Origin of the sequence: Streptomyces pallidus (ex Mingjun et al. 2026) (genome assembly GCF_051550185.1) — a bacterium.
In the GTDB taxonomy this organism is placed as follows: domain Bacteria; phylum Actinomycetota; class Actinomycetes; order Streptomycetales; family Streptomycetaceae; genus Streptomyces.
Genome location: NZ_CP196181.1, coordinates 2,531,264 through 2,552,482 on the forward strand (window position 1 = coordinate 2,531,264; position 21,219 = coordinate 2,552,482).

General features: G+C 73.7%; 19 protein-coding genes. 7 read left to right on the forward strand and 12 right to left on the reverse strand.

Features of this window, described 5'->3' with window-relative positions:
- The first annotated feature begins 16 nt into the window (after positions 1–16).
- The 4 genes from ACSHWO_RS10725 (at position 17) to ACSHWO_RS10740 (ending at position 4,173) form a co-directional block, all read left to right on the forward strand.
- The gene (locus tag ACSHWO_RS10725) at positions 17–826 is read left to right on the forward strand and encodes a GNAT family N-acetyltransferase (RefSeq protein ID WP_438319040.1); all 810 of its coding nucleotides are present in this window, start codon (positions 17–19) and stop codon (positions 824–826) included.
- Between the two features lie 89 nt (positions 827–915).
- Positions 916–1,416: a DinB family protein gene (locus tag ACSHWO_RS10730; protein WP_361088674.1), complete on the forward strand. Its 501-nt coding sequence runs from the start codon at positions 916–918 to the stop codon at positions 1,414–1,416.
- A gap of 82 nt (positions 1,417–1,498) precedes the next feature.
- Positions 1,499–3,562 (forward strand): penicillin acylase family protein, encoded by a 2,064-nt coding sequence (locus tag ACSHWO_RS10735; RefSeq protein ID WP_438311429.1) that lies wholly within the window; start codon positions 1,499–1,501, stop codon positions 3,560–3,562.
- The gene (locus tag ACSHWO_RS10740; protein ID WP_438311432.1) at positions 3,559–4,173 is read left to right on the forward strand and encodes a GNAT family N-acetyltransferase; all 615 of its coding nucleotides are present in this window, start codon (positions 3,559–3,561) and stop codon (positions 4,171–4,173) included. The genes ACSHWO_RS10735 and ACSHWO_RS10740 overlap by 4 nt, the downstream gene beginning before the upstream one ends.
- A gap of 123 nt (positions 4,174–4,296) precedes the next feature.
- Here the strand turns inward: ACSHWO_RS10740 and gatB are convergent, their stop codons facing one another.
- The 10 genes from gatB to ACSHWO_RS10790 form a co-directional block, all read right to left on the reverse strand.
- On the reverse strand, positions 4,297–5,748 hold the full coding sequence (gene gatB / locus ACSHWO_RS10745; protein WP_385846556.1) for an Asp-tRNA(Asn)/Glu-tRNA(Gln) amidotransferase subunit GatB: 1,452 nt from the start codon (positions 5,746–5,748) through the stop codon (positions 4,297–4,299).
- Between the two features lie 72 nt (positions 5,749–5,820).
- Positions 5,821–6,060: a hypothetical protein gene (locus ACSHWO_RS10750; protein WP_361088682.1), complete on the reverse strand. Its 240-nt coding sequence runs from the start codon at positions 6,058–6,060 to the stop codon at positions 5,821–5,823.
- A complete protein-coding gene (gatA, locus tag ACSHWO_RS10755; protein ID WP_385846422.1) occupies positions 6,057–7,556 on the reverse strand; it encodes an Asp-tRNA(Asn)/Glu-tRNA(Gln) amidotransferase subunit GatA in 1,500 nt (499 codons plus the stop codon). The genes ACSHWO_RS10750 and gatA overlap by 4 nt, the downstream gene beginning before the upstream one ends.
- Positions 7,557–7,561: 5 nt before the next feature.
- Entirely contained in the window at positions 7,562–7,858 is a 297-nt protein-coding gene (gene gatC, locus ACSHWO_RS10760; RefSeq protein WP_179177790.1) for an Asp-tRNA(Asn)/Glu-tRNA(Gln) amidotransferase subunit GatC, read from the reverse strand.
- Positions 7,859–7,987: 129 nt separating this feature from the next.
- Positions 7,988–10,186 (reverse strand): putative bifunctional diguanylate cyclase/phosphodiesterase, encoded by a 2,199-nt coding sequence (locus ACSHWO_RS10765; RefSeq protein ID WP_438311436.1) that lies wholly within the window; start codon positions 10,184–10,186, stop codon positions 7,988–7,990.
- 387 nt (positions 10,187–10,573) lie between these two features.
- Positions 10,574–12,775, reverse strand: coding sequence for an NAD-dependent DNA ligase LigA (gene ligA, locus ACSHWO_RS10770; protein WP_438311438.1), 2,202 nt, complete (start codon positions 12,773–12,775; stop codon positions 10,574–10,576).
- 31 nt (positions 12,776–12,806) lie between these two features.
- Positions 12,807–13,790, reverse strand: a complete 984-nt coding sequence (locus ACSHWO_RS10775) for a methionine synthase (RefSeq protein ID WP_438311440.1) — start codon at positions 13,788–13,790, stop codon at positions 12,807–12,809.
- Positions 13,787–14,476 carry an SDR family oxidoreductase gene (locus ACSHWO_RS10780; RefSeq protein WP_361088690.1) on the reverse strand — a complete coding sequence of 230 codons (690 nt, stop codon included), beginning with the start codon at positions 14,474–14,476 and terminating at the stop codon, positions 13,787–13,789. The genes ACSHWO_RS10775 and ACSHWO_RS10780 overlap by 4 nt, the downstream gene beginning before the upstream one ends.
- A gap of 67 nt (positions 14,477–14,543) precedes the next feature.
- Positions 14,544–14,891, reverse strand: coding sequence for a DUF1330 domain-containing protein (locus ACSHWO_RS10785; RefSeq protein ID WP_385846406.1), 348 nt, complete (start codon positions 14,889–14,891; stop codon positions 14,544–14,546).
- Between the two features lie 85 nt (positions 14,892–14,976).
- Positions 14,977–15,948 carry a GlxA family transcriptional regulator gene (locus ACSHWO_RS10790; RefSeq protein ID WP_438311444.1) on the reverse strand — a complete coding sequence of 324 codons (972 nt, stop codon included), beginning with the start codon at positions 15,946–15,948 and terminating at the stop codon, positions 14,977–14,979.
- 113 nt (positions 15,949–16,061) lie between these two features.
- On the opposite strand from ACSHWO_RS10790, the gene ACSHWO_RS10795 reads away from it, so the two are divergent.
- Positions 16,062–16,991, forward strand: a complete 930-nt coding sequence (locus ACSHWO_RS10795; protein ID WP_438311446.1) for an NADP-dependent oxidoreductase — start codon at positions 16,062–16,064, stop codon at positions 16,989–16,991.
- 40 nt (positions 16,992–17,031) lie between these two features.
- On the opposite strand, the gene mnmA is transcribed toward ACSHWO_RS10795, so the two are convergent.
- Complete coding sequence (mnmA, locus tag ACSHWO_RS10800; protein WP_385846391.1) at positions 17,032–18,165, reverse strand: tRNA 2-thiouridine(34) synthase MnmA; 1,134 nt, start codon at positions 18,163–18,165, stop codon at positions 17,032–17,034.
- A gap of 69 nt (positions 18,166–18,234) precedes the next feature.
- Between mnmA and ACSHWO_RS10805 the strand changes: the two genes are divergently transcribed.
- Complete coding sequence (locus ACSHWO_RS10805) at positions 18,235–18,918, forward strand: N-acetylmuramoyl-L-alanine amidase (protein ID WP_361088700.1); 684 nt, start codon at positions 18,235–18,237, stop codon at positions 18,916–18,918.
- A gap of 84 nt (positions 18,919–19,002) precedes the next feature.
- Positions 19,003–19,734, forward strand: a complete 732-nt coding sequence (locus ACSHWO_RS10810) for a hypothetical protein (RefSeq protein ID WP_438311448.1) — start codon at positions 19,003–19,005, stop codon at positions 19,732–19,734.
- Between the two features lie 46 nt (positions 19,735–19,780).
- On the opposite strand, the gene ACSHWO_RS10815 is transcribed toward ACSHWO_RS10810, so the two are convergent.
- Positions 19,781–20,944 carry a cysteine desulfurase family protein gene (locus ACSHWO_RS10815; RefSeq protein ID WP_361088704.1) on the reverse strand — a complete coding sequence of 388 codons (1,164 nt, stop codon included), beginning with the start codon at positions 20,942–20,944 and terminating at the stop codon, positions 19,781–19,783.
- Positions 20,945–21,219: the final 275 nt, after the last annotated feature.

Sequence of the window (21,219 nt, forward strand, 5' to 3'; positions counted from 1 at the left end):
GGCTGCAGCCATGACGATGGATCATGACGAACTGGTAAGGGTGCGGTCGGATTACGACCGGGAGCTACGGCGTGACGCCGTGCCGGACACGGCGGCGGCCCGGGTGGAGCGGGCGGGTGCCGTGGTGCGCCAGACCACACCCGGGGAGGGCTGGAACGGGGTGCTCTGGACGGACCTCGCCGAGGACACCGCGGATGCGGAGATCGCGGCGCAGGTGGCGTACTTCGAAGGCCTCGGCTCCGGGTTCGAGTGGAAGCTGTACGACCACGACCGGCCGGCGGACCTCGCCGAGCGGCTGCGGGCGGCGGGCTTCGTGCCGGAACCGGCCGAGACCGTGCTGGTGGGTCGGGCGCAGGAGCTGGCCGCGCTGCCGGTCGAGCCTCCGGAGGGGATCACCCTGCGCACGGTGGAGGACGAGGCCGGGGTGGAGCTGATGATGGACGTCCACGCGAAGGCCTTCGGCACGCACCGGCCCCGCATCCGGCAGCTGCTGCTCACGCTGCTGCGCGACGAGCCGGAGACGGTGGCGGCGGTGGTGGCGATGGCCGGGGACACCCCGGTCAGCGCGGCCCGGATGGAGATGCGCCCGGGCTGCTCGTTCGCCGGCCTGTGGGGCGGCGGCACCCTTCCCGAGTGGCGGGGCAGGGGCCTGTACCGCCTCCTGGTCGCCCACCGGGCCCGGATCGCCGCCGAGCGGGGGATCCGCTACCTCCATGTGGACGCGTCCGACGACAGCCGCCCGATCCTGCAGCGCCTGGGCTTCGAGGCGCTGGGCCGGACCGTCCCGTACGCATGGGAGCCCGGGCGGGACGCAGGGCCCGTGTAGCCGCGACCCGATCCCCGACCCGGGCACACCCCCCCCGGGCTCCCCCGGGCACCCTTCCGCGCGTGCCCGCAAAGCGAAAGGCTCACGGTATGGAACGCACCGCCCCTCCCCTGGCCGGCGGCGAGCGGGAGACCCTGCGCGCCTACCTCGACTACCACCGCGCCACCCTCGCCTGGAAGTGCGAGGGGCTGACGGACGAGGAACTGCGCCGCCCCTCGATGCCGCCGTCCACGCTGTCCCTGCTGGGCCTGGTCCGGCACATGGCCGAGGTGGAGCGCCACTGGTTCCGGCGCACCCTGGCCGGCGAGGACCTCCCCCACCTCTGGTCCGACCGGCACGACTTCCAGGCCGCGTACGACGCCGCCGGCGCCACCCGCGAGGAGGCCTTCGCCGCCTGGGAGGCCGAGATCGGGCACGCCCGGCGCATCGAGGCCGCCGCGGAGTCCCTCGACGTGACGGCATACGTGGCGAGCTGGCGGGAGGAGGCCTCGCTGCGCCTGGTGATGCTGCACCTGATCCACGAGTACGCCCGCCACAACGGCCACGCGGACTTCCTGCGGGAGGCGATCGACGGGGTCACCGGCGCCTGACGCCCCGTCGGCCGGCCCCCGCACCCCGACCCCCTATAGTTAGGGCAGCCTAACCTAATTCATTGGGGAAGAGTGTGAGCCTGTGACCGACGCGGACGACTTCGAGCTGTACCGGGACGACTGGGGCATCCCGCATCTGCGCGCCCCCGACGCCCTCCGCCTGGCCTACGCCCAGGGCCGCGCCACCGCCCTGGACCGGGCCTGGCAGCTGGAGGTCGAACGGCACCGCTCCCAGGGCTCCAGCGCCGCCTTCCTCGGCCCGGAGTCCGTCGCCTGGGACCGGTTCGCCCGGCAGAGCCGCCTCGACGACACGGCCCGCCGCTGCCACGAGGCACTGGACCCGCAGACCGCGGTCTGGGTCGGGGCGTACGTCGACGGCGTCAACGACGGCCTGGCCGCCGGCGCCGCCCGCGACGAGCGCTTCGCCCGCACCGGCCACACCCCGGCGCCCTGGGAGCCGTGGGTCCCGCTCGGCATCTGGATCGCCACGCACATCCTGTTCGCCGGCTTCGCCACCAAGCTGTGGCGCGAGCGAGCGGCCCGCGCCCTCGGGCCGGAGGCCACCACCCTGTTCGCCACCGACGGCCCCGGCACCGCCGGCAGCAACGGCTGGCTCGTCCCCGGCGACCGCACCGCCACCGGCGCCGCGATCATCGCGGGCGACCCGCACCGCTTCATCGAGGACCCGGGCGTCTACCAGCAGATACGCCTGTCCTGCCCCGAGTACGACGTCCTCGGCCTCGCCGTCCCGGGCATCCCCGGCCTGGCCCACTTCGGCCACACCGGCAGCGCCGCCTGGGCGATCACCAACGCCATGGCCGACTACCAGGACCTGTACGTCGAGCAGCTGCGCTCCTCCGCCGACGGCCTGTCCGTGGAGGCCCTGGGCCCCGACGGCACCTGGGAGCCGGTCCACCGGCACACCGAGACCATCGCGGTCGCCGGGGCCGAGCCCGTCGAGGTGGAGGTCCTGGAGACCGCGCGCGGCCCGGTGGTCACCCGCGAGGAGACCGCGGACCAGACGCTCTCCCTGCGCTACCCGCCCCGCGTCCGCCGCGACCTGGGCTTCGCGGTGCTGCCGGCCCTGCTGCGCGCCCGTACCGTCGCCGACATCGACCGGGCCCTCGACGGCTGGGCCGAGCCCGTCAACGTCGTCCACGCCGCCGACACCGAGGGCGGCCTGCTGCACCGCGTCGCCGGCGCGGTCCCGCTGCGCGACCCGGCCAACCGGCTGCGCCCCGTGCCCGCGTGGGACGCCCGGCACGCCTGGCGGGGCTGGGCCGAGACCCCGGCCGAGCCGGTGCAGGGCTTCGCCGTCATGGCGAACGCGCGCGGCATCGCCTCGCCGCTGGGCGTGGAGTTCGCACCGCCGCACCGCGCCGACCGGATCCGCGCGCTGCTGTCCGGCTCGGCGGACTGGTCGCCCGGCGCGATGGCGGACGTACACCGGGACACCCACCTGGCCTCGGCCGAGCCGCTGCTGGCCCTGCTGCCCGGGTTGGAGGGGCTGACGCCGGCCGCGCAGGCACTGCGCACCCGGCTGCTGGCCTGGGACCGGCACATGGAGGCGCAGAGCACGGACGCGACGGTCTTCTCCGCGCTGCGGACGGCCACCGTGCGCCGTTTCGCCGCCGACCCCGCCCTCGCCGCCCTGGCGGGCGCACCGACCGGCCCCGAGGTGTTCCACCCCTGGCTGTACCTGGTGCCGCGGATCGGCTACGCCCTCGAAGGGCTGCTGGCCACGGACCTGTTGCCGGACCTGGACCGGGTGGGCCACGTACGCGCCGCCCTGGAGGAGACGGCCGCGGCCGGCGACCCCGACGTCCCGTGGTCGCAGGTGCACCGCCTCGTCCCCTGGTCGGCGCTCCCGGACCCGGACGCCGAGTGGCCGGGCCTCGGCGGCGACCACGACTGCGTGAACGCCACCTCCTCCGTCCCCGGCTTCACCGATCTGACCGCCCGGGCGTCCGCGGCCCGCTACGTCTGGGACCTCGGCCGCCGCGAGGACAGCCTGTGGGCGGTCCCGCTCGGCGCGGACGGCGTCGCCGGCGCCCCCCACCACCGCGACCAGCTCCCGCTGTGGGCGCGGTGCGAGCTCGTCCCCGTCGTCACCGACTGGGCCCGCCTGACCCGGGAGTCCGTGTGACCGGGCCCGCCGCCGGGACGCGGCAGCCCGTGTTCACCCGTGCCGTCGAGGGCTTCGGCACAGTGACCCTGTCCCCGGTCGACCCGGCCGCCGACGCCGCGCTGATCCACGGCTGGGTGAGCCAGGAGCGGGCCCGCTTCTGGGGCATGACCGGGGCGGGCCCGGACCTGGTCCGGGAGATCTACGAGGACGTCGACCGGCGCACCACGCACCACGCGTTCATCGCCCGCCGCGACGGGGTGCCCGTCGGGCTCTTCCAGACGTACGAGTGCGCCGAGGACCGGGTCTCCGAGTGCTACGAGGCGCAGCCCGGCGACACCGGTGTGCACGTGCTGCTCGCCCCGGCCGGGCCCGGGGCCGGGGCGGAGCACGGCTTCAGCGCGATGCTGATCGGCCTCTTCCTGGCGTTCGTGCGCTCGGACGGCACCACGCGCCGGATCGTCGCGGAGCCGGACGCCCGCAACACCAAGGCGATCGCCCGACTGGAGCGCAGCGGCTTCATCCTCGGCCCGGAGGTCGAGCTGCCGGAGATCGACCTGCCCGAGGTACACCTCCCGGCGAAGCGGGCCCGACTGGCCTTCCTCGGCGGGCCCCTGCCGGAAAGCCGGTGACCGGGGCCGGTACGCCGATCCGGCCCGGCCGGTGACCGCCGTCGCGACGGAACGCCGAACGGCCCGCCCCCTGGCGGGGTGCGGGCCGTTCGGCGTTCGTGCGCTGCGGGAGCCGGGCGGGTCCTACTCGGAGACGCCCAGCTTCTCCAGGATGAGCTCCTTGACGCGGGCCGCGTCGGCCTGGCCGCGCGTGGCCTTCATGACCGCGCCGACCAGGGCGCCCACGGCGGCGACCTTGCCGCCGCGGATCTTGTCGGCGATGGCCGCGTTGCCGGCGATGGCCTCGTCCACGGCCGTGCCGAGCGCGCCCTCGTCGGAGACGACCTTCAGGCCGCGCTTCTCGACGACCTCGTCCGGGGTGCCCTCGCCGGCGAGGACGCCCTCGATGACCTGGCGGGCCAGCTTGTCGTTGAGCGAGCCGTCCGCGACCAGGGCCGCCACCCGGGCCACCTGGGCCGGGGTGATCGGCAGCTCGTCGACGACGACGCCCTGCTCGTTGGCGTTGCGGGCCAGCTCGCCCATCCACCACTTGCGGGCCGCGGCCGAGTCGGCACCCTCCTCGATGGTGGCGACGATGGAGTCCACCGCGCCCGCGTTGAGGATCGACTGCATGTCGTGCTCGCTGACGCCCCACTCCTCGCGGAGGCGGTTGCGGCGCACGCGCGGCATCTCGGGCAGGGCCGCGCGCAGCTCCTCGACCCACGCGCGGGCCGGGGCCACGGGGACGAGGTCGGGCTCCGGGAAGTACCGGTAGTCCTCGGCGTTGTCCTTGATGCGGCCGGAGGTGGTGGAGCCGTCCTCCTCGTGGAAGTGACGGGTCTCCTGCACGATCGTGCCGCCGGAGGACAGCACGGCCGCGTGGCGCTGGATCTCGAAGCGCGCCGCGCGCTCGACGGAGCGCAGCGAGTTGACGTTCTTCGTCTCCGAGCGGGTGCCGAACTCCTTCGTGCCGTTCGGGCGCAGCGACAGGTTCACGTCGCAGCGCATCTGGCCCTTGTCCATCCGGGCCTCGGAGACGCCGAGGGCCTTGATGAGCTCGCGGAGCTCGGCCACGTACGCCTTGGCGACCTCGGGGGCCCGCTCGCCCGCGCCCTCGATGGGCTTGGTGACGATCTCGATGAGCGGGATGCCGGCGCGGTTGTAGTCCAGCAGGGAGTGGGAGGCGCCGTGGATACGGCCGGTGGCACCGCCGACGTGCAGCGACTTGCCGGTGTCCTCCTCCATGTGGGCGCGCTCGATCTCCACGCGGAAGACCTCGCCGTCCTCCAGCTGGACGTCCAGGTAGCCGTTGAAGGCGATGGGCTCGTCGTACTGGGAGGTCTGGAAGTTCTTCGGCATGTCCGGATAGAAGTAGTTCTTCCGGGCGAAGCGGCACCACTCGGCGATCTCGCAGTTCAGGGCGAGACCGATCTTGATCGCGGACTCGACGCCGGTCGCGTTGACGACCGGGAGCGAGCCGGGCAGGCCGAGACAGGTGGGGCAGGTCTGCGAGTTGGGCTCGGCGCCCAGCTCGGTGGAGCAGCCGCAGAACATCTTGGTCCTGGTGCCGAGCTCGACATGGACCTCCAGGCCCATGACGGGGTCGTACGACGCGAGGGCGTCCTCGTACGACAGCAGTTCGGTGACGGTCACAGTGAAACTTCCCTCTCAGCCCAGCAGGACGTCGTCGTCGCCGAGGCGCTTCAGCTCGCGGTACAGGATGGCGAGCCCGGTGACGATGGCGGCGGCGGACACGACGGCGTCGACCAGCTGGAGCGTGTCGTGCTCGGTGCGGGCCCTCTTGGCCTGCTTGATCACGCTGATGGCGCCGAAAGCGGTGGTCGCGATCGACAGGTAGGTGCCGGACTTCGACTTCTTGAAGCCCTTGGCCTTGGACAGTGCGCTCACAGGGACGGAGCCTCCTCAAGCAGGGGGTGGCCCCAGCGCTCGACGAAGGCGGCCTCGACGGCGGCACCGACCTTGTACAGCCGGTCGTCCTTCATCGCCGGGGCGATGATCTGCAGTCCGACCGGGAGTCCGTCCTCCGGCGCCAGGCCGCAGGGGAGCGACATGGCGGCGTTGCCGGCCAGGTTGGTCGGGATGGTGCACAGGTCCGCGAGGTACATGGCGAGCGGGTCGTCGGTGCGCTCGCCGATCGCGAAGGCGGTGGTCGGGGTCGTCGGGGAGACGATCACGTCGACCTGCTCGAAGGCCTTGTCGAAGTCCCGGCTGATGAGGGTGCGGACCTTCTGGGCCGAGCCGTAGTAGGCGTCGTAGTAGCCGGAGCTGAGGGCGTACGTGCCGAGGATGATGCGGCGCTTGACCTCGTCGCCGAAGCCGGCGTCGCGGGTGAGCGCGGTGACCTCCTCGGCGGACCTGGTGCCGTCGTCGCCGACGCGCAGGCCGTAGCGCATGGCGTCGAAGCGGGCCAGGTTCGAGGAGCACTCGGACGGCGCGATCAGGTAGTACGCGGCCATCGCGAGGTCGAAGGACGGGCAGTCCAGCTCGACGATCTCGGCGCCGAGCTCCTTGAGCAGCTCGACGGACTCGTCGAAGCGCTGCACGACGCCCGCCTGGTAGCCCTCGCCGCGGAACTGCTTGACGACGCCGACGCGCATGCCCGCGACGGAGCCGTTGCGGGCCGCCTCGACGACCGGCGGGACCGGCGCGTCGACGGAGGTGGAGTCCAGCGGGTCGTGGCCGGCGATGACCTCGTGCAGCAGCGCCGCGTCCAGGACCGTACGGGCGCACGGGCCGCCCTGGTCGAGGGAGGAGGAGAAGGCGACCATGCCGTAGCGGGAGACGCCGCCGTACGTGGGCTTCACGCCGACGGTGCCGGTGACGGCGGCGGGCTGGCGGATGGAGCCGCCCGTGTCCGTGCCGATGGCCAGGGGCGCCTGGAAGGCGGCCAGCGCGGCCGCGGAGCCGCCGCCGGAGCCGCCGGGGATGCGGGTGAGGTCCCACGGGTTGCCGGTGGGGCCGTAGGCGCTGTTCTCGGTGGAGGAGCCCATGGCGAACTCGTCCATGTTGGTCTTGCCGAGGATGACGACGTCGGCTTCCTTCAGCTTGCGCGTCAGGGTGGCGTCGTACGGCGGGATCCATCCTTCGAGGATCTTCGAACCGACGGTGGTCGGGACCCCGACGGTGGTGAAGATGTCCTTGAGGGCGAGCGGGACGCCGGCCAGCGGGCCGAGCTCCTCGCCGCGCTCGCGCTTGGCGTCGACGGCGCGGGCCTGGGCCAGCGCGCCCTCGCGGTCGACGTGGAGGAAGGCGTGGACCTTCTCGTCGGTCGCGTCGATGCGGGCCAGGTGGGCCTCGGTGACCTCGACGGCCGTGAGCTCGCCCGAGGCGATCTTCTCGGCGGTCTGGGCGGCCGTGAGCTTGATGATGTGGGTGTCAGCCATGGTGATTAGTCCTCCCCCAGGATCTGCGGCACCTTGAAACGCTGCTGCTCCTGGGCGGGGGCGCCGGAGAGCGCCTGCGCGGGGGTGAGCGACGGTCGGACCTCGTCCGCGCGCATGACGTTCGTCAGCGGCAGCGGGTGGGAGGTCGGCGGCACGTCTTGGTCGGCGACCTCGGACACGCGGGCGACCGCGCCGATGATGTCGTCGAGCTGTCCGGCGAAGTGATCGAGCTCTTCGTCGGACAGTTCCATACGTGCCAGCCGAGCGAGGTGGGCGACCTCCTCGCGCGAAATGCCAGGCATGCAGCGATCCTCTGGGGGTGGTGAGTGAGTGGTTTCCTGCCCAATCCTATGGGGCCGGGCCCCTGAGCCACGAAACCGTTTCCACCCGGGAGGGCCGCGGGCCCCGGCGGGGCGGCCGCCCCGCCGGAACTACGGGGCCGGGGACTCCGCCGTGGCCGGAGCCGACGACAGCTCCCGCGTGATGTCCGCGGGCCGGCGCCAGCCCCGCTCGCCGCGGGCCAGCAGCCAGGCCGTGGCCTCCTGCGGGGGCATGGCGGCCGCGACCAGCCAGCCCTGGACGGCGTCGCAGCCCAGGTCCCGCAGCCGCTCCCAGGTCTCGTCGTCCTCCACGCCCTCGGCCACCACGAGCAGCCCCAGGGAGTGCGCGAGGTCCACGGTGCAGCGGACGATCTCCGCGTCCTGGGCGTCGACCGCGAGCCGCGCCACGAAGGAACGGTCGATCTTCAGCTCACTCACCGGGAGCCGGCGCAGGTGGACCAGGGAGGAGTAGCCGGTGCCGAAGTCGTCCAGGGACATCTTCACGCCGTGGCCGGTCAGGCCCGCCATGGTGTCCGCGGCCCGCTGGGGGTCCTCCAGCAGCACGTGTTCCGTTATCTCCAGCTGGAGGCCGCTCGCCGGGACGCCGTGCCGGGCGAGGCGGGCGGCGACGGCGCCGGCGAAGCCGGGGGTGTGGACGTCGCGCGGCGAGACGTTGACCGCCACCGGGACCTTCAGGCCTTGCTTGCGCCACCGGGCGACCTGGGCGAGGGCGGTCTCCAGCACGTACTCGGTGAGGTGGGGCATCAGCCCCGAGGTCTCGGCGATCGCGATGAACTCGTCCGGGGAGACCCTTCCGCGCTCGGGGTGCACCCAGCGCACCAGCGCCTCCAGCCCGGCCACCTGCCCGTCGAAGCGGACCTTGGGCTGGTAGTGGAGCTCCACCTCGCCGGCGTCCAGGGCCCGGCGCAGGTCGCCGAGGAGGCCGAGCCGGTCGGGGGTGTTGCTGTCGCGCTTGGACTCGTACACCTCCACGCCCGTGCGGTCGCGCTTGGCCTGGTACATGGCGACGTCGGCACGCCGCAGCAGCCCCTCCGCGTCCAGCGCGTGGTCGGGGAAGACGGCGAGGCCGGCGCTGGCCTCCAGGACGAGGGTGAGGCCGTCCAGGTCGAGCGGCGAGCTGAGCTCCGCGACCAGGTGGCGGGCGACCCGCTGGGCGCTGGTGGTGGAGTCGGCGACGGGCAGGAGGACGGCGAACTCGTCGCCGCCGAGGCGAGCGGCCTCGGCCTCCTCGGGCAGGGCCTGCCGCAGCCGGTCGGCGATCTGGAGCAGCAGCCGGTCGCCGGCGAGGTGACCGAGGGTGTCGTTGACCGCCCGGAACCGGTCCAGGTCGATCAGCACCAGGGCCGAGCGCGTACCCAGGCGTTCGGCCTCGTCCAGTGCGGACCAGGCCCGCTCCAGCAGCCACTGCCGGTTCGGCAGCCCGGTCAGCGGGTCCCGCAGCTGTTCCTCGGCCCGCGCCCGGGCGATCCACAGGGTGGAGTCCAGGGCGATCAGCGGTACGGCGAACAGCGGCAGCAGCACCGGCTGCGCGACGGCCACCACGCAGATCAGCGGGGCGATACCGAGCAGCGCGACGGCCACTAAGGCCTGCCGGAGCAGGGCCGTGCGGGCGGCGGTGCGCAGGCCCCCGCCGCGCGGCGTCAGCGCGAGCCACAGCAGCAGCCGGCTGGCCAGCAGGTAGGCCACGGCGACCAGGACGACCTCGGGGGCGGCCGCCAGCCCCCATTCGGTGGGCCGCCAGGGCGATTCCACGGTCGGCGCCTGTCCGAAGGAGGCGAGGACGAGGGCCCCCGCGCCGATGCCGAGGATGTCGGCGGCGCCGTGCAGCAGCCCCTGTCGCCAGCGGTGCCGGCGCGCGGCCCCGACCAGGGTGACCACGGCGAGGGAGACCAGCCCGGCGGGCACCCAGCCGTAGAGGAGGAGCACGCCGAGGGTGAGGGCCGCGCCGGATCCGGTGCCGCCCCACCAGCGGTCCCGGCCGAGGGCGACGAGGTGGCCCACGATGATGCCGGTCAGCAGGGCGAGCGCCCAGCCGACCGTGCCGCCGGGGAACAGGGCGTGACGGTGGGTCAGCGCAGCGGCGATGCCCGCCACGAGGACCACGGCGGCCAGGCCCACGACGGTGAAGGGCAGCACGGTGCGCTGCTTCGCCCCGGCCGCTCCCGCTCCGGTGTCGAGCGGGTGCCCGTCCCGTGTCCTGGCACGCAGGACCCCGGGCCGGCCCGTCCGCATGGGCGGGATCTCCCCGCCGAAATCAGGTGACGGGTCGGCGCTTTCGGTGGGTTTCATGCCCGTCCCTCTCACAGCCGGCACTGCCGATGCCACGCGATGGCCCCGATGTCATGCCATCACGGCTGGAATCGCATCACGCAGCCGTGCACGACAGGCGCACCCCTCAACAGTAGGACGCGAGAGGCTCCCAGGGGCACCGGTCGGCGGCGGTTGCCCGAATGCGACCCAGCCATCCTCATCAGTACGGTATCCGCCGAACAGGTGAGTTTGGACCAGGACCCCCGGGTCACCCATCCGATGATCTGACAGCCAACTGCCCCGGGAACAGCCCTGTACCGGCCGTTTACCACCGTCTGTCGCGCCGGGCGTGCGCCCGCTCGTAAGGCCGCACGCCACGCATCCGTCCACCTTTCCCGGTTCCCCGGGCGGCGTCGTCCGGCCGTGCTATTCCGCCGCAGTGCCGCCGTCCAGCGGGAGGGCCGCCCCGCGCGCCGCGTCGGGGCCCTGCTCCAGCAGCACCGCGAAGCCCGCCTCGTCGAGAATGGCCAGCTTCAGCTGGACCGCCTTGTCGTACTTCGAGCCGGGGTTGTCGCCGACCACGACGAAGTCGGTCTTCTTGGAGACCGATCCGGTCACCTTGGCGCCCCGGCTCTGCAGGGCGTCCTTGGCGCCGTCCCGGGTGTGGTCCTGCAGGGTGCCGGTGACGACGACGGTGAGGCCCTCCAGGGGGCGCGGCCCCTCCTCCTCGCCGGAACCCTCCTCCTCCATCCGGACGCCGGCCGCCCGCCACTTGCGCAGGATCTCCTGGTGCCAGTCGACGGCGAACCACTCCTTGAGGGAGGCGGCGATGATCGGGCCGACCCCCTCGGTCGCGGCGAGCTCCTCCTCGGTGGCCCGCTCGATCCGCTCGACGGAGCGGAACTCGCGGGCCAGCGCCTCGGCGGCCACCGGGCCGACGTGACGGATCGACAGGCCGTTGATGACGCGGGCGAGCGGGCGGTCCTTGGCCGCGGCGATGTTCTCCAGCATCGCCAGGGTGTTCTTCTTCGGCTCGCCCTTCTGGTTGGCGAAGACCGTGACGATCTTCTCCTCGCCGGTCTTCGGGTCGCGCCTGGGCAGCCCGCTGTCGGGGTCGAGGACGTACGCCTTGATGGGCAGCAGCTGCTCGATCGTCAGGTCGAACAGGTCGCCCTCGTCGACCACCGGCGGCTCGGCCGGCTCCAGCGGCCGGGTGAGGGCGGCCGCGGCCACGGCGCCGAAGTTCTCGATGTCGAGGCACTGGCGGCCGCCCAGGTAGAACAGCCGCTCGCGCAGCTGCGCCGGGCAGGTCCGCCCGTTCGGGCAGCGGAGGTCGATGTCGCCCTCCTTCATCGGGCGCAGCGGGGTGCCGCACTCGGGGCACTCGGCGGGCATCACGAACTCCCGCTCGGTGCCGTCGCGCAGGTCGACCACGGGGCCGAGGATCTCCGGGATGACGTCCCCGGCCTTGCGCAGCACCACCGTGTCCCCGATGAGGACGCCCTTGGCCTTGACCACGTCCTGGTTGTGCAGGGTGGCGAACTCGACCTCGGAGCCGGCCACCGTCACCGGCTCCACCTGGGCGTACGGGGTCACCCGCCCGGTGCGGCCGACGCCGACCTTGATGTCCACCAGCTTGGTGTTCACCTCTTCCGGCGCGTACTTCCAGGCGATGGCCCAGCGCGGGGCGCGTGCCGTGGAGCCCAGCCGGCCCTGTAGCGGGATCTCGTCGAGCTTGACGACGACGCCGTCGATCTCGTGCTCCACGGAGTGCCGGTTCTCGCCGAACCGGGCGATGAAGGCCTGGACTTCCTTCAGGCTGCCCACGACCTCGTTGTGCCGGGCGGTGGGCAGGCCCCACTCGTGCAGCAGGGCGTACGCCTCGGACAGCCGGCCGATCTCGAAGCCCTCGCGGGCGCCGAGGCCGTGCACCACCATGTGCAGCGGGCGGGTGGCGGTGACCTTCGGGTCCTTCTGGCGCAGCGAACCGGCGGCGGCGTTGCGCGGGTTGGCGAAGGGCTTGTCCCCGGCCGCGACCAGCCGGGCGTTGAGCTCCTCGAACTTCTCCATGGGGAAGAAGACCTCGCCGCGGATCTCCACCAGCGCCGGGATCCGGTCGCCCTTGAGCCGGTCCGGGATCTCCGCGATGGTCCGTACGTTCGGGGTGATGTCCTCGCCGGTGCGGCCGTCGCCGCGGGTGGCGGCCCGGGTGAGGCGCCCGTGCTCGTACGTGAGGTTGACGGCGAGGCCGTCGACCTTGAGCTCGCACAGGTAGTGGAACTGCGAGGAGCCCACGTCGCGGGCGACCCGGTCGGCCCAGGCCGAGAGCTCCGCGTCGTCGAAGGCGTTGTCGAGGGACATCATGCGCTCGCGGTGCTCGACGGAGGCGAAGTCCGTCTCGTACGACCCGGCCACCTTCTGGGTCGGCGAGTCGGGCGTGCGCAGCTCCGGGTACTGCTCCTCCAGCGCCTCCAGGGAACGCAGCAGCTGGTCGAACTCGGCGTCGCTGATGACCGGCTGGTCCTTCACGTAGTACCGGAAGCGGTGCTCCTCGACCTGCTCGGCGAGCAGCTGGTGCTGCTCGCGCACCTCCGCCGGTACCGCCGCGTCCTGCTGTTCGGCTGCCATGCCGTGTCCTCCCGTGCCCCGTCTCGGTCCGTCACTCAGGGTTGTCGGCGAGCGATCTCGCCGCCCTGACGCAGTGCGCCTGCACCGCGCGGGCGTAGGCGGGCGAGGCGCCCGCCAGACCGCACGCCGGGGTGACCACGACGGACTCCGCCAGAGTCCCCGGAGCCAGCCCCAGCCTGCGCCAAAGCTTCCTGACACCCATGACGCTACCGCCCGGGTCCGACAACGGGGCATCGGTCCCCGGCACCACTCCGGCGAAGAGTTTCATGCCGCTCTCGACGGCTTCGCCGAGGGCGTCGTCCTCGCGCTCCGTGAGCAGGGAGAAATCGAACGAAACCCCGGCGGCGCCGGCGCGCCGGAGCATGTCGAAGGGGACCTCGGGCGCGCAGGAGTGCACGACCACCTCCCCGTCGTGCACGGCGAACAGCTCGCGCAGGGTCCCCTCGACCACCTGCCGGTCCACGGCCCGGTAGGTGCGGTACCCGCTGGCCGTGCGCACCCGGCCGCGCAGCACCGCGGTCAGCGACGGCTCGTCGAACTGGAGGACGATCTCGGCGCCGGGGATCCGCTTGCGCACCTCGGCGAGGTGTCCGCGCAGCCCCTCGGCGAGCGAGGCGGCCAGGTCGCGGCAGGCGCCGGCGTCCCGGACCACCGCCTCGCCGCTGTGCAGCTCCAGGGCGGCGGCCAGCGTCCACGGGCCGACGGCCTGGACCTTGAGCTTGCCCTCGTAGCCCTGGGTGAACTCCTCCAGGGCGTCCAGGTCCTCGCCGAGCCAGGACCGGGAGCGCCGGGTGTCGCGGCCGGGCCGGTCGCTGAGCCGCCAGCCGCTGGGCTCGACGTGCGCGTACAGGTCGACGAGCAGCCCGAGCGAGCGGCCGATCATGTCGGCGCCCGGCCCGCGGGCGGGCAGTTCGGCCAGGTACGGGAAGTCCTCGAAGGACCCGGTGACGGTCTTGGCGGCCTCGCGGGCGTCTCCGCCGGGCAGGGAGCCGACGCCGGTGGCGCTCGCGGTCATCGGCCGGGCCTCACGGTCAGGTCGTTGACCTCGGCGTCGCGGGGGAGGTCGAGGGCCATCAGGATCGTGGTCGCCACGGACTCCGGGTCGATCCAGGCGGCCGGGTCGTACTCCTTGCCCTCCTGGGAGTGCACCTTGGCCTGCATCGCGGTGGCGGTGCGGCCCGGGTAGACGGAGGTGACGCGGATGCCGTTGGCCCGCTCCTCGGCGCGCAGCGAGTCGGCGAGCGCCTTGAGGCCGTGCTTGGAGGCGGCGTACGCGCTCCAGTCGGCGTGGGCGGTCAGGCCGGCGCCGGAGTTGACGAAGACGACGGTGGCCTTGGAGACGCGCAGGGTCGGCAGCAGCAGCCGGGTGACCTCCGCGGGGGCGACCAGGTTCACGTTGAGCTGCTCGTGCCAGGTCTTGGGGCCGAGCTCCCCCACCGGCCCGAGGTCGACGATCCCGGCGATGTGCAGCAGGGAGTCGATCCGGTCGGGGACGGTCTGGTGGGAGAAGGCCCAGGACAGCCGGTCGGGGTCGGCGAGGTCCCCGACGAGCGTGCGGGCGCCGGGGTAGCGCTCGACGAGCTGCCGGGCCCGGCCGGCGTCGCGGGCGAGCAGGACCAGGTCGTCGCCGCGGGCGTGCAGCCGGTCCGCGACGGCGGCGCCGATGCCGGCACCGGCCCCGGTGATCAGATGAGTAGCCATACCGCCCATGCTCGCACCCCGGGGCCCCACCCCCGCTCCCCGGCCCGCGCGCCCGGCCGCGGCGGCGTCACAGGCCTGCTTCCTCGCGGATCCGGGCGGCGGTGCGGGTGGCGTCGTAGGTGGGCGGGACGCCCTCGGCGAGGAAGATGTCGCCCTCGATGTGGCGGGTGCGCAGGGGGAGGATCTCCTGGTAGGCCTCCGAGGCGTACCAGGCGCGGGCGCGCTCCATGTCCGGGAAGGCGATGATCACGAGGCTGCTGGTGAAGGACCCCTCCAGGACTTCGACCGGGCCGCCGCCGTGGACGAGGAAGCGGCCCCCGAAGGGGTCCATCGTGGCCTGGATGGTCTCGATGTAGCGGAGGATGTCCTCGTTCATCGTCTCGGGGCGGATGTGGCCGATGGCGTAGGCGGTCATGGTGTTCCCCCAACTTCCGTGCGGTGCGCGGGCTGTTGGGGTCATCGTCGCAAGGGGCGGGCGGGCGCGTCGATGACCTGTGGGGTCATGCCGCCGCGGCGGCCGGGCGGAACGCCCGGCGGTAGGCGATCGGTGAGGTGCCGAGCGAGCTGCGCATGTGCTGGCGCAGGGAGTTGGCGGATCCGAAGCCGGAGCGGTGCGCGACGAGGTCCACGGGCAGGTCGCTGGATTCCAGCAACTGGCGTGCCAGGTCGAGGCGTTGTGCGGTCAGCCACTGCACCGGGGTCATGCCGACCTCGTCGCGGAAGCGTCGCGTGAAGGTGCGCAGGCTCATCCGGGCCTGCTCGGCGAGCTGGCCCAGGGTGAGCGGCTCGTCGAGGTGTTCCATGGCCCAGGCGCGGGCCTCGGTGGTGGTGGCGACGGTGGGTTCCGGGACGGGCCGGTCGATGTACTGGGCCTGGCCGCCGTCGCGCCACGGCGGCACGACGCACAGCCGGGCGGCGCGGTTGGCGACCGCGGTGCCGTGGTCGGCGCGCACGAGGTAGAGGCACAGGTCGATGCCGGCGGCGACGCCGGCCGAGGTGAGGACGTCGCCGTCGTCGACGAAGAGGACGTCCTCGTCGAGCCTGACCCGCGGGAAGGCCCGCCGGAACTCCGGCGCGTGCACCCAGTGGGTGGTGGCGGTGCGGCCGTCGAGCAGCCCGGCGGCGGCGAGGACCTCGGAGCCGGTGCAGATGGAGACGGTACGGGTGCCGGGGCGGATCCCGGCCAGGGCCTCGGCGAGGGGCTGTGGCAGGGGCTCGCCGCGCAGCAGGCCGGGCATGCCGTGGGTGGGCGGGACGATCACGGTGTCGGCGGCGGCGAGGGCTTCGGGCCCGGCGGTGACGCCGATGGTGAAGCCGGCGTCACTGGCCACGGGACGGCCGTCGGCGGTGCAGACGGTGACCTCGTACAGGGCGCTGCCGTCCTCGGTGACGGCGTTCCCGAAGACCCGCGAGGGCATGCCGAGCTCGAAAGGGGCGACGCCCTCCAGGGCGAGTACGGCTACACGGTGCATGGCCAGATTCTGTCACATGGTGGCCATCCGGCCACCACCACGAGGGTGCGCGGCGGTCCAAGCTGGTGGCACGGCCGGGAAAACCGGCACAGATCATCAGCAAGGAGACATTCATGCGTGCCGTCGTCGTCAGCGAGTGGGGCGGTCCCGAGGTCCTCACCGAGGTCGAGACGGCCCGGCCGGAGCCGGGCCTGAACGAGATCCTGGTGCGGGTCCACGCGGCCGGTGTGAACCCGGTGGACTGGAAGACCCGGGCCAGCGGCGCCCTGATCGGCTGGGGTGAGGTCCCGATCGTGGGCTGGGACGTCTCGGGCACCGTCGAGGCGGTCGGTCCGGGCGTGACGCTGTACCGCCCGGGCGACGAGGTGTACGGCATGCCGCACTTCCCGCGGCAGGCGGGCGGGTACGCCGAGTACGTGGCCGCTCCGGCCCGGCACTTCGCCCGCAAGCCGGCCTCGCTGGACCACGTCGAGGCGGCCGCGCTGCCGCTGGCGGCGCTGACCGCGTGGCAGGCCCTGGTGGACGGTGCGGACGTCCGGCCGGGCGAGCGCGTCCTGGTCCACGCGGCGGCCGGCGGCGTCGGGCACCTCGCCGTGCAGATCGCCAAGGCCCGCGGGGCGTACGTGATCGGCACCGCGAGCGCCGCCAAGCACGGGGTCCTGCGCGAGCTGGGCGCCGACGAGGTCGTCGACTACCGGTCGCAGGACTTCGCCGAGGTCGTCGCGGACGTGGACGTGGTGCTGGACACCCTGGGCGGCGAGATCGCCCAGCGGTCGCTGGAGGTCCTGAAGCCGGGTGGGCGCCTGGTGTCCCTGCCGGGGCCGGACGACGTCCCGGCCGGGGCCGCGGAGCGCGGGGTGCACGCGGCCTGGACGCTGGTCGAGCCGGACCGCAAGGGCCTGGAGGAGATCGCCGCCCTGGCCGACCGGGGGCTGCTCAGGCCGCTGGTCGAGACGGTGCTGCCGCTGGAGCTGGCCGCGAAGGCCCACGAGATCGGCGAGCAGGGCCGCACCACCGGCAAGATCGTCCTGACGGTGGCCTGACCGCTCCCTCCGGCCCCCCGGGCCCGCCTGGCCCGAGGGCTCAGACGGACGCGGCGGCGGCGCGGGTGGTCGTCGCGATGGTGGCGGAGCCGACGACGCGGGTGCCGTCGTACAGCACGATCGCCTGGCCGGGGGCCACGCCGCGGACCGGCTCGGTGAAGCGCACCCGCAGCTCGCCGTCCACCACCTCGGCGAAGACCTCGGTCTCGCCGCCGTGGGCGCGCAGCTGCGCGGTGTAGGTGCCCGCGGCGGCGGGCGTGGAGCCGCACCAGCGGGGGCGGATCGCGGTGAGGGCACCGACGTCGAGGGACTCGGCGGGGCCGACGGTGACCGTGTTGTTCACCGGGGAGATGTCGAGGACGTAGCGCGGCTTGCCGTCGGGGGCCGGGTGGCCGATGCGCAGGCCCTTGCGCTGGCCGATGGTGAAGCCGTACGCGCCGTCGTGGCTGCCGACCTTGGCACCGGACTCGTCGACGATGTCGCCCTCGGCCTTGCCGAGGCGCTTCGCGAGGAAGCCCTGGGTGTCGCCGTCGGCGATGAAGCAGATGTCGTGGCTGTCGGGCTTCTTCGCGACGGCGAGCCCGCGGCGCTCCGCCTCGGCGCGGATCTCCTCCTTGGTGGTGATCGTGTCACCGAGCGGGAAGAGGGCGTGGGCGAGCTGCTGCTCGTCGAGGACGCCGAGGACGTACGACTGGTCCTTGGCCATGTCGGAGGCGCGGTGCAGCTCGCGGGAGCCGTCCTCGTTGACCACGATCGTCGCGTAGTGGCCGGTGCAGACGGCGTCGAAACCGAGGGCGAGGGCCTTGTCCAGCAGCGCCGCGAACTTGATCTTCTCGTTGCAGCGCAGGCAGGGGTTCGGGGTGCGCCCGGCCTCGTACTCGGCGATGAAGTCCTCGACGACGTCCTCGCGGAAGCGCTCGGCGAGGTCCCAGCAGTAGAACGGGATGCCGATGACGTCGGCGGCGCGGCGGGCGTCGCGGGAGTCCTCGATGGTGCAGCAGCCGCGCGCGCCGGTCCGGAAGGACTGCGGATTCGCGGAGAGTGCCAGGTGGACCCCGGTCACGTCGTGCCCGGCTTCGACCGCGCGGGCGGCGGCGACGGCGGAGTCCACGCCGCCGGACATGGCGGCCAGGACGCGGAGGGGACGGGCGGTGCGCTGCGGGTTCTCAGTCATAGCGCCTTCCAGAGTACGGGGGAACCGTCCGGGGTCACAGCGCGTTGTCGGGTGCAGGGGGTGGATCACATGGCGGACAAGGGTGCGACGACGGGGGCGGCGGCCGGGGCGGGGAGGAGCAGGACCCGCCGGGCGGTGCTGTTCGGGGGGCTCGGGCTCCTCGCGGTGGCGGGGGTGGCCGGAGCCGACGAGGCGCGACGGCTGTGGTGGCTGCTGCCCGGGGTGTCCAAGCCGCGCAAGGAGGGCGAGCTGGACTACGCGGGCGCGGGCTGGACCGCGGCCTCGCCGGCGAACTGGCGGCTGGCGGACCGGCCGGACGACTACCGGGTGGACCGCATCGTGGTGCATGTGACGCAGGGCGGCTTCGCGTCCTCGGTGGACGCCTTCAAGAACCCGTGGCACCGGGCCTCGGCGCACTACATAGTCCGCCAGGACGGCCATGTCGAGCAGATGGTGCGGGAGCTGGACGTCGCCTTCCACTCCGGGAACCGCTCGATGAACGAGCGCAGCATCGGCATCGAGCACGTGGGCTTCGTCGAGCGGCCGCAGGACTTCACCGACGCGATGTACGCGGCCTCGGCGCGCCTGGCCGCCGACATCTGCCGGAGGTACCGAATACCCGTCGACCGCAAGCACGTCCTGGCGCACTCCGAGGTGCCGGGCACCGACCACACGGACCCGGGGCCGCACTGGGACTGGGAGAAGTACCTGCGCCTGGTGCGGGCCGAGCTCGACCGGACCGGCTCCGGCTGAACCGGGCGGCCGGGCCGGGGCTGCGGAGCCCGCCCGTCCGGCCTACGCTGATCTTGTGGCCTGCCCCGCGTCGGAGGTGAGGCGATGTCCAGGCTCGCGGTGGTCGTGGTGGCGGCCGGCACCCTGCTGGCGGGGACGGCCGCGTCGGACGGGAACGGCATCGAGGCCAAGCCCGCCCACGTGATCGCGGAGACGGCCCGGCAGTCGCTCCTCACGGCCCGCTCCCTGCACTGGCAGGGGCAGACCAAGGACGCGAGCGGCACGTACGTCGTGGACTTCCGCCTCGACCGGGACGGCAACTGCGCCGGCACCGTCGAGGTGGTTCCGAAGGGGGGCCGCCTGGAGATCATCAAGCGCGGGCAGGACGTCTGGATGAAACCGGACGCGACGTTCATGAAGGTCCAGGTCCCGGAGGAGTCCGGCAGGGCGACGACCGAGGCGCTGCGGGGCAGGTGGATGCACGGCCGCGCCGACGACTCCTCGCTGCGCGAGTTCTCCGCCGCCTGCAACGTCTCCCACCTCCAGCGCTCGTACATGCCGGAGCCGTTCGCCCGGGACGATGTGAAGAAGGGCGCGAAGTCCGTCGTCAAGGGCACGCCCGCGATCGCGGTCACCGGCCGCTCCGGGGCCGACTGGGCCACGTTCTACGTCGCCACCGAGGGCAAGCCCTACCTGCTGCGGATCGAGGGGCAGATCGGCGGCGTGCAGGGGGAGGCCGACTTCTCCGAATACGACGAGCCGGTCCCGTCCAAGACGCCGCCGCCGGCCGACACCCTCGACGTGTCCGAGCTGCGGCAGCCGGAAGGCACCGCCTAGCGCTGCCGTGACCGCGCCAGTGCGGTGGGCCCTTCCGGTCACCGCCCTAGCTGAGGCCGGCCGTGCGGGCGCGCTCCACCGCCGGGCCGATGGCCGCGGCCAGGGCTGCGACGTCCTGCGCTGTGGAGGTGTGGCCGAGGGAGAAGCGCAGGGTGCCGCGGGCGAGCTGCGGGTCGGTGCCGGTGGCGAGCAGGACGTGGCTGGGTTGGGCCACGCCCGCGGTGCAGGCGGATCCGGTGGAGCACTCGATGCCCTGGGCGTCCAGCAGGAGCAGCAGGGAGTCGCCCTCGCAGCCGGGGAAGCTGAAGTGGGCGTTGGCCGGGAGCCGGTTGTCGGGGTCCCCGCCGAGGACGGCGTCGGGTACGGCCGCGAGCACGGCGCGGACCAGCTCGTCCCGCAGGTGCCCGACCTCGGCGGCGAACCGTTCGCGCCGCTCGGCGGCGAGGACGGCGGCCACCGAGAAGGCGGCGACGGCGGGGACGTCGAGGGTGCCGGAGCGGACGTGCCGCTCCTGGCCGCCGCCGTGCAGGACGGGCACGGGAGTCTGGTCGCGGCCGAGGAGCAGTGCGCCGATGCCGTACGGGCCGCCGATCTTGTGGCCGCTGACGGTCATCGCGGCGAGTCCGCTGTCGCCGAAGCGGACGTCGAGCTGGCCCACGGCCTGTACCGCGTCGGAGTGCAGCGGAACGCCGAACTCGCGTGCCACTGCGGCCAGTTCGTGCACCGGCATGACGGTGCCGATCTCGTTGTTGGCCCACATCACGGTGGCGAGGGCGACGTCCTCGGGGTTGCGTGCGATGGCCGCGCGCAGGTCTTCGGGGTCGATGCGGCCGTAGCGGTCCACCGGAAGGTACTCGACCCGTGCGCCCTCGTGCTCGGCGAGCCAGTGGACGGCGTCGAGGACGGCGTGGTGCTCCACGGGGCTCGCGAGCACCCGGGTGCGGTCGGGGTCCTGGCCGCGTCGGGCCCAGTACAGGCCCTTGACGGCGAGGTTGTCGGCCTCGGTGCCGCCGGCGGTGAAGACCACCTCGCTGGGGCGGGCGCCGAGTGCCTCGGCGAGTGCCTCGCGGGCCTCCTCGACGGTGCGGCGGGCACGGCGGCCGGCGGCGTGCAGGGAGGACGCGTTCCCCGTGACGGCGAACTGCGCGGTCATCGCCGCAGCGGCCTCCGGGAGCATCGGGGTGGTGGCGGCGTGGTCGAGGTAGGCCATGATCCTCTGATTCTACGAGCCCCCCGGCGCCCGCACCCCACGGCGCCCCCGCCCCCTCGACCGCCGCTCCACCGCCCCGCGGGACCGGCGCGTCCCCGGCCCGCGGACGACCCGGCCCCGGCCGCGAGGAAACGGCCCCGGCCCCGACCCCCGCGAAGGGGGCCGGGGCCGGAAGCCGCACCGGGGCCGGAGGCCGCACGGGGGCGGCACGGTGTCGCGGCACAGCCGGGCAGCCGGGACAGCCGGGGCAGCGGTACAGTGCTGCGGCCGCGCGC

Excerpts from the sequence above, each read along its gene's own strand:
- ACSHWO_RS10725 (WP_438319040.1), top strand. The coding sequence starts at position 17 with ATGGATCATGACGAACTGGTAAGGGTGCGGTCGGATTACGACCGGGAG.
- ACSHWO_RS10730 (WP_361088674.1), top strand. The coding sequence starts at position 916 with ATGGAACGCACCGCCCCTCCCCTGGCCGGCGGCGAGCGGGAGACCCTG.
- gatB (WP_385846556.1), bottom strand. The coding sequence starts at position 5,748 with ATGGGCCTGGAGGTCCATGTCGAGCTCGGCACCAGGACCAAGATGTTC.
- gatA (WP_385846422.1), bottom strand. The coding sequence starts at position 7,556 with ATGGCTGACACCCACATCATCAAGCTCACGGCCGCCCAGACCGCCGAG.
- gatC (WP_179177790.1), bottom strand. The coding sequence starts at position 7,858 with ATGCCTGGCATTTCGCGCGAGGAGGTCGCCCACCTCGCTCGGCTGGCA.
- ACSHWO_RS10765 (WP_438311436.1), bottom strand. The coding sequence starts at position 10,186 with ATGAAACCCACCGAAAGCGCCGACCCGTCACCTGATTTCGGCGGGGAG.
- ligA (WP_438311438.1), bottom strand. The coding sequence starts at position 12,775 with ATGGCAGCCGAACAGCAGGACGCGGCGGTACCGGCGGAGGTGCGCGAG.
- ACSHWO_RS10775 (WP_438311440.1), bottom strand. The coding sequence starts at position 13,790 with ATGACCGCGAGCGCCACCGGCGTCGGCTCCCTGCCCGGCGGAGACGCC.
- ACSHWO_RS10780 (WP_361088690.1), bottom strand. The coding sequence starts at position 14,476 with ATGGCTACTCATCTGATCACCGGGGCCGGTGCCGGCATCGGCGCCGCC.
- ACSHWO_RS10785 (WP_385846406.1), bottom strand. The coding sequence starts at position 14,891 with ATGACCGCCTACGCCATCGGCCACATCCGCCCCGAGACGATGAACGAG.
- ACSHWO_RS10790 (WP_438311444.1), bottom strand. The coding sequence starts at position 15,948 with ATGCACCGTGTAGCCGTACTCGCCCTGGAGGGCGTCGCCCCTTTCGAG.
- ACSHWO_RS10795 (WP_438311446.1), top strand. The coding sequence starts at position 16,062 with ATGCGTGCCGTCGTCGTCAGCGAGTGGGGCGGTCCCGAGGTCCTCACC.
- mnmA (WP_385846391.1), bottom strand. The coding sequence starts at position 18,165 with ATGACTGAGAACCCGCAGCGCACCGCCCGTCCCCTCCGCGTCCTGGCC.
- ACSHWO_RS10805 (WP_361088700.1), top strand. The coding sequence starts at position 18,235 with ATGGCGGACAAGGGTGCGACGACGGGGGCGGCGGCCGGGGCGGGGAGG.
- ACSHWO_RS10810 (WP_438311448.1), top strand. The coding sequence starts at position 19,003 with ATGTCCAGGCTCGCGGTGGTCGTGGTGGCGGCCGGCACCCTGCTGGCG.
- ACSHWO_RS10815 (WP_361088704.1), bottom strand. The coding sequence starts at position 20,944 with ATGGCCTACCTCGACCACGCCGCCACCACCCCGATGCTCCCGGAGGCC.